At 63.6% G+C, this 12406-nt stretch carries 8 protein-coding genes; 1 reads left to right on the top strand and 7 read right to left on the bottom strand.

The genetic code is table 11. The features are described 5' to 3' along the window. Positions 1-97: 97 nt before the first annotated feature. The 5 genes from HPY64_02060 to HPY64_02040 form a co-directional block, all read right to left on the bottom strand. Positions 98-1285, bottom strand: coding sequence for an ABC transporter permease (locus HPY64_02060; protein ID NPV65911.1), 1188 nt, complete (start codon positions 1283-1285; stop codon positions 98-100). Between the two features lie 2 nt (positions 1286-1287). Further along, complete coding sequence (locus HPY64_02055; GenBank protein NPV65910.1) at positions 1288-2370, bottom strand: ABC transporter permease; 1083 nt, start codon at positions 2368-2370, stop codon at positions 1288-1290. 240 nt (positions 2371-2610) lie between these two features. Then, complete coding sequence (locus HPY64_02050; GenBank protein ID NPV65909.1) at positions 2611-4359, bottom strand: hypothetical protein; 1749 nt, start codon at positions 4357-4359, stop codon at positions 2611-2613. 110 nt (positions 4360-4469) lie between these two features. Continuing rightward, positions 4470-6023: a beta-N-acetylhexosaminidase gene (gene nagZ / locus HPY64_02045; GenBank protein NPV65908.1), complete on the bottom strand. Its 1554-nt coding sequence runs from the start codon at positions 6021-6023 to the stop codon at positions 4470-4472. Positions 6024-6106: 83 nt separating this feature from the next. Beyond that, on the bottom strand, positions 6107-7222 hold the full coding sequence (locus tag HPY64_02040) for a DUF4432 family protein (protein ID NPV65907.1): 1116 nt from the start codon (positions 7220-7222) through the stop codon (positions 6107-6109). A 296-nt stretch (positions 7223-7518) separates the two neighbouring features. On the opposite strand from HPY64_02040, the gene HPY64_02035 reads away from it, so the two are divergent. Further along, positions 7519-9024: a hypothetical protein gene (locus HPY64_02035; protein NPV65906.1), complete on the top strand. Its 1506-nt coding sequence runs from the start codon at positions 7519-7521 to the stop codon at positions 9022-9024. Positions 9025-9114: 90 nt separating this feature from the next. Here the strand turns inward: HPY64_02035 and HPY64_02030 are convergent, their stop codons facing one another. Then, on the bottom strand, positions 9115-10218 hold the full coding sequence (locus HPY64_02030; protein ID NPV65905.1) for a PASTA domain-containing protein: 1104 nt from the start codon (positions 10216-10218) through the stop codon (positions 9115-9117). Positions 10219-10416: 198 nt separating this feature from the next. Then, on the bottom strand, positions 10417-12366 hold the full coding sequence (locus tag HPY64_02025; GenBank protein NPV65904.1) for a cation-translocating P-type ATPase: 1950 nt from the start codon (positions 12364-12366) through the stop codon (positions 10417-10419). Between the last annotated feature and the right edge of the window lie 40 nt (positions 12367-12406).

Here is a 12406-nt window from a genome sequence, read left to right as displayed (position 1 = left end):
CTGACAGCCCGCACCTTGCCCCGGTGGGCCAGATAGCTGATCGAGATATCCTGAACACTGAGGACGGTGGAATCGGAGATGGACATAAGCGCGTTTCCTACAGGCCAGCCCGCAGACGAGGGTTGAAGACTTCCTCCAGCGAGCGGGTAAAGAGTACCAGCGAGAGCTGGAACAGGGCTACCGCGACCACCGGGGAGAGCAGCATGCTGGCTGCCTCCGCCGAGAATAGCGCGCCCTGGGAACGGCCCATGAAGATCATCACGCCCCAGTCCGGTTCGGTGAATGGCACCATACCCAGGAAGACCAGCCCGACGATGGCGTACATGGCCCCGCGGATGGAGAAGATCATGTTGATGACGATGTAGCTGATCATCTGCGGCAGGACTTCCCGCATGACGATATGCGGCAGACCCAGATCGAGGGCATAGGCGGCTTCTACGTAATCGCGTTCGCGCAGGCTGAGCACCTGGGCGCGGACGGCGCGCATCAGAGTCGGCCAATCCAGCAGGCCCAGCAGCACCGCCAGGAAGAAGCGATCTTCAAAGCTGATCAGCCCGGCCAGGACCACCAGTAACGGGAATTGCGGGATGGTCAGGATAAAGTTGGCGATAGCGTTGAGAATCTGGTCAAGCAGGCCGCCGATCAGGGCGGCGACGGCCCCCAGGATCACGGCGATGACCGTGGTGATCACACCCGCCTGCACCGAGGTGATGATCAGAGCACGCCCGCCATGCACAATATGCGAGAGGATATCGCGCCCCTGCCAGTCCAACCCCAGCGGGAATTCCGCCGATGGCCCCTGAAACAGGTTGATCGCGCCTTCGCGCCGGCGATCATAGAAGTGTGGCTGGCCATCATAAGGGATCACCATCGGCCCAAAGACGTTTAGAACAAAGAAGAACACCAATCCCAGAAAGCCCAGGAACCCGGCTTTGTTACGGACCAGGGCGCGGCTGGCTGCGCGGATAGTACGACCGAGACTGGCCAGGCGACGGGTGACCATCGCGCCAAATGTTTCCTCAAAATCCACTTCTTCCAGGGCGGCCCGTGACAGAAAGGGATCATCCCGATCGGTGTAGGTATAGGAAACAACTACGGCAACCGTCAACAGGATCATCGGCAGCCCGCCCAGCACATTGCAGGCAAACCCGCTCAGCAGGCAGGCCAGGAAGCCGAGGATGCCAGGCCGGGGTGTTCGGTTGCGGAGGGCGATGATCAGCGGCACAAGGCCACATAGAGCGCCGATGAGCAGGCCGGTGGGGCTGGCAAGGCTTTGCAGGTCCACGCTCACTGCTCCTTTCCGACGCGCACACGCGGATCAAGGGCGCCGTAGAGGACATCCGCCAGCATGTTAGCAACCACCACCGAGACCGCGATCACCAGGAAGACGCCCTGCATCGAGGTGTAGTCGCGGGCCACAATGGCGGTGGTCAGGAACTTGCCCAGGCCCCGGTAGCGGTAAATATCCTCGATGATCACACTGCCGCCGACAACGAAGCCGATGCTGATGGCCAGGCGGGTGACCAGTGGCAGCATGGCGTTGCGGCCCACGTAAGCGGTCAGGACACGCCACTGGCTCAGCCCGCGGGCGTGAGCTACCGTGACGTATTCCTCGCCCAGGGTAGCAATAGTGCTGCTTTTCATCGTCAGAATCCAGCCGCCAACTGTTGCTGAGACATAGGTGAGCACCGGCAGTACGGCGTGGCTGAGCACGCTGCCAATGTATTCCGGCGTGAAGCCCGGCTCGATCGTGGGATCGACCCGGCCCAGGGCCTCGGAGATATTGATAACCTTGAGTTGCACCCCCAGAATCAGGATGATCAGCAGGGCAATGATGTAGTTGGGGATGCCAAACAGGATGGAGGCGAGGGCGGTCACCACGTTGTCCAGGATACCGCCGCGCCAGTAGGCCATGGCCATCCCTACGAAGATGCCGATGGTGAAGCTGATCAGCAACCCCAGCCCGACGCTAAAAACCGTCCAGGGCAGGTACTGCAGAATCTGGTCAAGCACTGGCGTGCCGGCGGAGGTGATCGACTGGCCGAAGTCCAGGCGGATGAGCTTGGCCAGGTACTCGACGTACTGCTCGATGAGTGGCTGGTTGGGGTCAAAGTCGAAGAGCGAAGCGGCGCGGCTGTACGCCTCTTCGTACGAGACCAGCTCTTCGCGGACGATCCGTTCCGCCTCGATCTGCACCGGGTTGGAAGGCATCTGGCGGATAAGCACAAAAGTAAAGGTCATCACCGCCCAGATGGTTAGCAACCCCTGCAGGATGGTTCGCGCGGTATAGCCAGTCAGGGCGCGCCGGGTTGCCTTCCAGAACGCGGCCCATCCGGATCGAACAGCTTGGGGAGAAGTCGTTGCTTCCATAGGTCAGGTGGTATCTCAACTGGGCGCTAGCTGGCGTAACATGTTCTGGCAGGCCCGCTCTTGCTCGCCGGCTGACGGTGATTATACCGCCGCTGACCGGCAACGAGAACGGGTGGGGGTGGCCCCCCACCCGGCGAAAACGCGACATACTGACGCTGTTAACAGCCTATCCTTCAGACTTCTGCTTGGTCTCAGACCGGGGGCTTAGACCCCCGGTCGACCAGTTTGCGGATGAAGCGATTAAGCCTCCGGCCCCGGTGTGAGGATGCCATTCATCACCAGATAGGTGATGTAGTTGTCAACGGAGCCGCCGCCGTTGAGCCAGATCGGGTCGTCATCAGCCGGCGCGCCGCTGACCAGGTTCTCGTTGAGCGGGTTGTTGGCCAGCGCCTCGCTCAGCGGGATGACCGGCAGCAGGTCGTTGTAGATCGCGGCAGCCTTGGCCACGAAGGGCCGCTGCGCTTCTGGATCCAGGCCGGCGCCAGCATCGGCGATCAGCTTGCCAAAGTCGATCTGTTCGCCCCGCCATTCAAACTCCATCGGGAAGTTGATGCCCTTCTGGCCTTCTCCCAGACCGGGGTAGTTCCAGGTACGGAGTACCTGGTTGAACTGGTCACTGGGGAAGGGCGAAGCGGCGCCCCAGCTGCGGACCGTCAGGGTGAAGTTACCCGCCTTGAGGTCCTCGTCTAGTTGCTGCCACTGCACGGCGCGACCGGTGATCTGGAAGCCGAAGTCGTTGAGTTGCTCGACAGCGTTCTGGGCAGCCGCGCCATAGTCAGCCCATTCCGCCTGGAAGATGTACTCGCCGACGACCGGATCGCCGTTGTCATCCAGCCACTTGCCATTGGCGTCGCGGGTAAAGCCGATGCTCAGCAGCAACTGCTCCGCCGCAGCGGGGTCGTATGGGTAGGTATTGAGGGCGGCCCGGTCTTCCTCGCTCAGCCATAGCTCAACCAGGCTATCAGCCATACCCGCCATGTATTGCACGGGCAGGGCGCTGAGACCCTTGGTCAGGAAGGCGCTCTCGGCGCGGTCGATGACCATGGCCATCGCCCGGCGCACTTCCGGCCGGCTGAAGGGATACTTGTCATGGTTGATGTAGACTGCCGCGCCATAGCCATAGGGGCCACGGATGATACGCAGCCCGGCATCCATCATCGCCTGGTCAGTCGCGGGCGGGAAGCCATGGGTGGCGTAGCTGACCTTGCCATCCAGCACCAGCGGGGTTACGGCCTCGGTCTCGCCGTACCAGATCTTCACTTCCCCGAACTTGACAGTTTCGGAGAAGATGCTATTGGGCTGCCAGTGAAGGGTCATGAAGCTGTCGCCGATGTCCTCCAGACCATAGATGAACGGCCCACTGGCGACGACGGCCTCAGGACGGAATTCCTTGATCTCGGTCTGCAGGGCCAGCCAGCTTTCGCTGTCCTTGTTGGCGCCACTCGCGTAGACTTCCATGGCTTTCTGGGCCAGGTCGCCATAGACGGCCATGCTACGGATCGTGGTGCGCAGAATCAGGTGGCGGGCCAGCAGCGAGGGGTTGGACAGATGGAAGCGGACGGTGTAATCGTCAACTTTCTCTACATCGCCAACGTAGTTGAAGTCGCTCCACAGCAGGATACGACCAATTGCATAGGTGCCAACCAGATCATCGGCGGTGATAGGGCTGCCGTCGCTCCACTTGGCATCCTGACGTAGATGGACGACGAACGCCTCATCGCCCTCGAACTCCCAGCTCTCGGCCAGCCAGGGTTCATATTCGCCCTGGGCGCGCAGGAAGTAGGCCATCGGCAGTTCGACCCAGCGATAGTACAGGCCGATGCCACTTGGCCCGCCGGTGGCGAAGCTGTTCAGGTGGCCGTCGGGCGGCAGGAAGTACGGCCAGGCGCCATAGAAGGTGCCCGCCGGTGCTTGCCCGGCCTGCCCGATGACCGGCGCTACGCTGGTCAGCAGCAGGGCCAGCAGGATCAGAACTGTTAGTTTGCGCATCTTCCCCTCCAGTACCTGGTGAAGCAGACACATGTGGAAATTGCTTCATTTTCACTATGCCCCATTTGGGCAATAGTGTCAAACAATCTAGGGCAGTTTGTTTAGGTGATTTAGCTAACCCCCTTGACAGGCACCGGCAGACGACCGGTCGGCGTGAAGCGGCCCAGCAGGGCGTCCACTGCCGCCTGCAACGAGGGCATGGCGTCGCCGCAGGTGCACAGAATCGTATCCGGGCCGTCCAGCACTTCGATATCGTACGGATTGCGCAGGCAGAGCAGGATGCTGCGGTGCGCCATGTCCAGTAGCTCCTGGGCGATTTCCCGTTGTTTGGGCAGCAAATGGGCGCTGCGCGTGGCTACGATGGCCACATCCGCCGCCCGGACCATCCGCCGCGCTTCTTCCAGGGTCTCGCCCTGTGGTTCGGCAGGGTTGAGGGCCAGGTGGATGATCCGCGGCGCCTGAGCGTGCAACAGCGTGCCCAGCCCGCTCAGCCCACTCTGGTCTACTGCGCCGGTTTCCAGGTGGGAGGCGAATTCCACCAGAGCGATGCGCTGACTTTCCGGACGCAGGGGGAAGGAAGCCGGATCGGCGGTGACCAGCACAGTCCCGGCCTCGGCAGCGGCCCGGCAGACGGCCAGGTGATCCGGGTGGCGGATGACGCTCAGATCGCCCGGTTCGCCGCCGGGGTAGCGGCTGGTGAAGGCGTTGATGTGGGCGATGGCCTGCTCGATGCGCTCCAGCGGCAGGCGTCCGCTTTCGGCGGCGTCCAGCAGGGCGTTGTAAGCAGCTTCCTGATTGGCCCGTGTGTGGGAGAAGAACATCGCGTCAGCCCCTGCCAGCGCTGCCAGCACCGCCGATTCACCTGCACCGTAGTTCTGGGTGATGGCCTGCATCTCCATGCAATCAGTGACGACCAGGCCATCAAAGCCGATCTCGTGCCGCAACAGGCCGGTGATGATAGCCGGGGACAGGGTGGAAGGATAATCAGGATCAATCGCCTCGAATTTGACGTGACTGATCATCACGCTGGCGATACCGGCTTCCACCGCCGCCCGGAAGGGGATCAGGTCATGCTGCCACAGAAAATCGACCGACCCGCTGACCACTGGCAGGCTGACATGCGAATCGGTTGGCGTGTTGCCGTGGCCGGGGAAGTGTTTGGCGCAGGCGCCCACCCCGGCCCTTTGAAAGCCGCGCACCTGGGCGACGGCCAGCCGGCTGACCCGTGCAGGGTCAATCCCCAGGGTGCGGGTGCTGATCACGGGGTTGCTGCTGTCGTGGCCGATGTCTACCACGGGCGCCAGGTTGAAGTTGATGCCCAGCGCGTGCAGTTCCGCCCCCAGGGCGGCGGCCACCCGTTCCGCCAGTACCTCTGAATCGGCGGCCCCCAGGGCCATTGCGCCGGGGCTTTCGGTGAAGCCGTGGCGCAGGCGGGCGACGATGCCGCCTTCCTGATCGATGGCGATCAGGAGGGGATGGCGGGCGGCGCGACGCAGAGAGCGAACCAGTTCGGCCAGCTGTTCCGGCGTAGCGACATTGCGGGCGAACAGGATGATGCCGCCGACCCGCCCTTCCGTTAGCCAGTCCAGGATGTATTGCGGCGCTTGCAGGCCCTCAAAGCCTACCAGCAACATCTGACCGATTTTCTCTTGCAGGGAAGCCATCAGCACAGCCCTTTCTTGCAGCAGGTCGCTGCCCAAACACGGACGGGTTGTCATGAATACCGCCCCACAGGGCGGGAGTGCGATCAGGCATGGGCGGCGAGCACAGCCTGGATGTGCGCTTCCAGGTGGCGGGCGTCATCCGGGTTCAGGACTTCGATCTCAATGGCGCAGGAGAAACGCTCCCCCGGCCTGAGAATCCTGACCTGGCCGTTAGCCCTGGCTCCCAGGTAGCCCCGCGGCTCAGCAGTGCCAGCCTCCGCCAGGGCGATGGCGTCATGATCAGGGGTGCGGCTGATCCAGCGCGTGGCTCGCGGCAGTTCGGCAGGACGATGATGGATAACTTCGGCGCTGCCGTCCGGGTGCACCAGCATGCTGTGTGCCCAGCCGTCAGCGTCTGCCACATAGTCAATAAACATGACCACTTCCGGGTCAAAGGCCAGATCGGGGGCAAGTACCTGGTGCAGGGCAGGGTCTGCCGCCAGGCGTTCCAGGAACTCCCGGTAGCCAGGGCGGGGGCGGATATGGGCGGGGATGGCCGTCAGGACGCGCACGGTCTGCGGTGTGCACGGCGCGGAGTAGACCACCCGGCCATGATCCACCGGGCGAAAGTTGGGGTGCATCAGGTAGAGCATCTCCATGTCCGATCGCTTGCGGTTGGTGATCGTCATGGCCACGCGGAAACCCGCTGCACTGCCATGCAACGTGACCAGTGGTTCCGCCAGATAGTCGTGGGAGAAGGTGACCGTGTGCCGGTAGCTCCCGCCAATACCCAGGTAAGGGCCGGCGGCATCCTGGCCGGCTACCAGATAAGCGGACTGGTAGGGTGCGTTCGGCAGCTCGCCATGCAGCGGATGGGTATCCTGCGGCGAGGGTCCGCCCACACCGGTCAGGCCGCAGTGCTGCAAAAAGCCGCCGAAGGTGGCCAGGAAGTCGCGGGTGGGCTGTGGTTCCTCAAAGGCGGAGCGCATGGTGATGTTGCGCCGCGCCACGCCCGGACAGCCAAACTCCGCCACCCAGATTTGCTGGCCCTGGTAGGGCAGCACGGTCAGCGCGCCATGCTCGTTTTCCAGGCGCAGGGCGCACACGCCGCTGCCGTACCGGAAGGCTGTCGCTGTCAGCGGGCCGTGGGTGACTACGGTGCGTTCGCGCTCGCTGAACTGCTCCGGCACCAGGGTGATTCGTGTCTCAAATGAGGTCATGGATCATCTCTACCTGTCAGGTGGGGCGCCAGCGCGGACGCCACAGGAAGCCTCAGCGCCGGCAGTCAGGCGCAGAGCCAGGCTCACAGGGTGAGTTGCTGACATCCTCATTGTAGCATTGTACCCAGCAGGATAGGCAGCGGATCTGCCAGCGCGCCCATCCTGCGCCGGGCAGGACTGTAGGAATTCTGTCCTGTTCCCGGTGGCGGGCGGCGGTGATATGAGAAAGGTATGGTTTAATAGATCAGGCCATGATCGCACCTGTTGAGATGAGTCATCTCGTCTGGAGTACCTGTATGGGTCAACAATGTCGTGCACTGTTACTCGGTATCCTCGTGCTCTGCCTGCTGCCCGTACCGGTTCCGCTATGGGCGCAGGGGCCAGATGGTGGGCTGCAGCTGGGCAGCTTCGAGGTGCGCTATGGTGGCCGGGTGTACAACGACACTACCGACCAGACGACCTTCACCTATACAGTGGCCGGGATGGGCCAGCCGCCCGACCTGAGCCATTTTGACCTGGGTCTGCCAGCCTGCGATCCGCCATTACAGGTTGTTGGCTACAGTCCGGCTCGCGGGGTCAGTTTTGGTACTGATCCGACCACTGGCATTGATGGAATCAAGTGGGATGTGCCGCTGCTGGTGACGGACACCCGCACCTACACCCTGACGCTTTCCGGCAACATTGCTGAGGGGACGGTCAGTGTGGCGATCAAAGATGGCAACGGTTTCGCGACAGGCCCGATCCCCGGTCCGACCTGCGCCCGACCCGCGATCACCCTGGAGAAGTTTGTGTCCACTGATGGCGGGCTGACCTGGGCGGACGCTGACAGCGCGCCGGGGCCGTCCGTCCCGCTGGATGGGCAGGTATTCTTCCGCTTGATGGTTACCAACAGCGGCGATGTTGAGCTGGGCGAGATTCGCCTGAGCGATCCCGGTTACCTGGCGGCCTGCGCCGTACCCACGACGCTTGCGCCCGGCATGTTCTTCGAGTGCCCTGCCGGGCCGTTCCCGGTGGCAGCAGGCCAGCAGGTCAACACAGCCTCGGTCACGGCGGAGTTCGGCGGCGGGATGGTCAGCGACGCCGACAGCGCCCATTACTTCGGCGGCGAGCGCCCGGCGGTGGACATCGAGAAGTTTGTTTCGGTCAACGGTGGCTCGGTCTGGCATGACGCCGATGTGGCTCCTGGCCCGCGTGTGACCGTCGGGCAGGATGTTCTGTTCAAGCTGGTGGTGACCAACAACGGCACGCTCGCCCTGACCGGCATTGCCCTGGCCGATCCCGCCTTTGCCCTGACTGGCTGCACCATCCCGGAGCAACTGGCGCCGGGTGACGGGTTCGAGTGCGTCCTGGGGCCATCCGCGGCGGTGGAAGGCCAGCAACAGAACACGGCGACAGTGACGGCTACAGCTGGCGCATCGACGGTCACGGATACCGATACCGTGTTCTACCAGGGCGGCGAAGCGGACTTACCGATCGTGATTGTGATCGAAGGGCCGGTGGTGGAAATCCGGGGTAATGTCATCGTCATCTACGGGTTTGAGATCACGCTTGATCCGGCGGACCCGATCCTGATCGCGTTGCGGGTCGGCGACCACGTGCGCGTGGATGGCGGCATTCGCGACGACGATGGCCTGACGGTGATCATTGCTGCTGTGGTGGTGATTGTGGATGTAGACATCTATGTCAATGCGCCGGGGCAGGTCTGGCGCGATGGCGAGTGCAACAATCCGCCGCCGCCCTGGGCGCCAGCGCATGGCTGGCGAGCCAAGTGCGAGCTTGGGGTGCATCCCGGTAGCCGCTAGGATCGGGACACTCGTTGACGCAGGGATAGTTCGACCGGCCACCCGCCACGGGATCAGGGGGGCGGCTTTTGATTCCGGTAGGCCAGCCGCCTAACGGGGCATGATGCATAGCGTAAGCTTGCCCGCGCTGGCAGCCGGGCAGGCGTGCCGCTGGCCATCGGTGGTGCTGCCCACCTCAAAGTCGGCAGCCCAGAAAACCAGACTGGGATCAATGTCCAAGCGGGCAATTATCTCGCAGGGTTGGGGTGGCGCAGTGGCCTCCGGGCTACCGTTGGTGAAGAACAAGCATTGCCCCGGCGCCAGCTGGCTAGCATCCGCCGCCGGGTTGGTGATCGCATAAAGGCTGGGATCACCGATGGCGATCTCCGCGCCGCGGATGGCAATATTGGGGTTGTAGTTGTAGAGCTTCACCCCCTGCAGCGGCATCCAGCGATCCTGGGTCTGGTTGAACACGATCAGACGGCCAGCCGTGTAGGCCAGGTAAATGTATTCGGTCACGTCGCCAGCGAAAGCGCTTGCCGGCAGAAAGAAGGCGCAGCGTTGCTGCCCGGCGCCGGGTAGCGCACCGGGGCAGATCGCCCGTTCGACGCCGCCATAGCTCACACTGAAGCGGGTCATGCCATTTTGGCCAGTCCAGAAGTGCACCGCCGGATTGACCGTGCTCAGCCAGCGCTGGATGGCCTGGCATTCCGCCGGGCGCGAGGGGCCGGTGCGGCGTACCGCCCAGAGCTGGGCACAATCGCCCGCGGAGAGGCCGGACAGCCAGTTGGTTGCCGGGAATGTCGCGGGTGTGTTGCCGTCCAGGGCGGTGAAAATCAGGCCGTTCAGGTCAAGGTCTGTGCCGCTCTGGTTGATCAGGGTGATGCCTTCCGCGTCGTAGAGCAGCAGGACATTGGGCAAGCGCAGGACGGTGATCCCGATCGCGGTGCCCGTTGCAACTGCCTGGCCGGGCGGGATGCTCTGATTGATGATCGTGTTCGGCGGCAATCCGGCTTCTTCCGTCCATAGCTGGTCAGCCTGCGGGCCGAGCGCCAGGCCGACCCGGTTGAGGCTGGCAGCCGCCGCTGGGACGCTGAGGCCGGTGAGATCGGGGACCAACGCTGACGGGCCATCCTGAGCCTGAATGATCAGGGGCATGACATCGAGCAGTCCGGCAAGCGCCAGCAGGCAGGCGATGATCTTCACGATTCTCATGGTGTTCCTCTTGTCCGGCTGCTTCTCGCCGGGCGCAGTGAATGGTGTACGCTGCTATCTTAGGGGAGAAAAGGTCGGGCGGCAACCGCCCGCGACGGTAGCGCCCTGGTGGGATGGGCCGGGGCGCTTGCCGGGATCGGGGTAAATGGTGTACGGATTGCTGCGGATGGCCAGGGGTATGGCGATCCCCGGGCCTGCCTACAGGCGCAGCAGCCTCATCCCGTTGAGGATGACAAGTAGCACCGAGGCTTCGTGGATGAGCATCCCGCCGGCCATGTGTACCTCTCCGGCGATCACGCCGATCAGCAGGCCGGTCACGGTTACCAGCGCCACCAGCATGTTCTGGTGGATGTTGGCCAGTGTGGCTCTGGAGAAGCGGATAGCCTCCGGGAGCTTAAGCAGGTCATCGGCCATGAGGGCGATATCGGCGGTCTCGATGGCTATGTCAGTGCCAGCCGCCCCCATGGCGATTCCGACATCGGCGGCGGCCAGGGCTGGGGAGTCGTTGATCCCGTCGCCGATCATCGCGACGACGTGCCCTTCACGCTGCAGACGGCGGATTGCCTCCAGCTTGTCTTCCGGCAACAGGCGGGCGTGGACTTCTGTGATCCCGGCTTCGGCGGCGATGGCCTCAGCGGTGGCCCGGTTATCACCGGTCAGCATAACGATCCGCCGCAGACCGGCCGCCTTGAGCTGGCGGATCGCGGTCGGGGCCGCTGGGCGCAGTGTATCAGCAATGCCCAGGATGCCGATTGTCAGGTTATCGACCGCGACCAGGACAGCTGTTTTGCCGGTAGCCTGCAGGTGGGCCAGGCTGTCCCGCGCTTCCAGCGGGATGGCGATACCCAGTTCGGACAGCCAGTCGGCGGTTCCCACGCGGATGATCTGAGCCTGATATTCGGCCTGGATGCCCTTGCCGGTGAATGTTTCAAAGTTACCTGCCGCCGGGAGGGCCTCCTGACTTTCAACTTCGTCCAGAATAGCGCGGGCCAGGGGGTGCTCGGAGCCAGCCTCGGCAATGGCGGCCAGACGCAGGACTTCACCCTGCTCCAGCGTCCAGCGGCCGCCTGGCGCGGGAGGGGCGAGCGGCGGGAAAGAGACGTCCATCTCCGCGCTGGCCGTGCCAGCGGCAATCGCCAGCGGCTGCAGCGCGACTACGTCCGTCAGGCGCGGGCGTCCGGCAGTCAGGGTGCCAGTCTTGTCCAGAGCCAGGGCGGAGATCTTGCCAGCGTTCTCCAGGTGTTCGCCACCTTTGATCAGGATGCCGCTCTTAGCGGCGCGACCAATCCCGGCCACGACCGAGACGGGGGTGGAGATGACCAGTGCCCCAGGGCAGCCAATAACCAGGATGGTCAGGGCCAGCTCCACATCGCGCGTGAGCAGATAGAGCAGCCCACTCAGGGCGATGATGAAGGGGGTATACCACCTGGCGAAGCGCTCGATGAAGCGCTGGGTGGGAGCCTTCTCATCCTGGGCCTCCTCCACGCGACGGATGATGCGGGCCAGTGTGGTGTCCATCCCGGTACCGGTGGCGCGGACGTGCAGCAACCCGGCCTGATTGATTGTCCCGGCGAAGACCGGCGCACCCGGCTGCTTCTCTGCCGGGATCGGCTCGCCGGTGATCATGCTCTCGTCCACAGCGGAGCGCCCGTCGATGACCTCGCCGTCGACCGGGACCTTGCTGCCCGGCTTGATCAGCACAATCTCGCCAAAGGTGACCTCAGCGGGGGCGACTTCTTCCTGCCGGCCGTCACGCAGGACGATGGCTGTCGTCGGAGCCAGGTCAAGCAGGCTCCGAAGTACCTGGCGGGTGCGGCTCAGGGTACGCGCTTCCAGGTAGGCGCCCAACACGAAGAGGAAAGTGACGGCCGCTGCTTCCCAGTACTCGCCGATTAACAGCGCGCCGCCAGCGGCGATGGTCACCAGCAGTTCGATGCTGATGTGGCGGTTGTACAGGCTGCGCACAGCGCGAACGGCGATATCGGCGCCAGCGACCAGGGCAGCAACAGCCATCAAACCATTGTACCAGGGCGAGCCGCCTGGCAGGTTGTCGGCCAGAAGGGCGGCTACGATTAGTGTTCCGCTGCCGATGGTCAATGCTTCGCGCAGCCGCCGGGGGTTTTGCAGAAGATTGCGTAGTGAGGTCATGATTGTCGGTTGGTTCCCTTGGTCAATGGATTCATGCGGC

The organism is Anaerolineae bacterium, assembly GCA_013178165.1.
In the GTDB taxonomy this organism is placed as follows: Bacteria; Chloroflexota; Anaerolineae; order Aggregatilineales; family Ch27; genus Ch27.
Note: the sequence above shows the minus strand (reverse complement) of the source record. Positions and strands in the feature narration are given on the sequence as shown.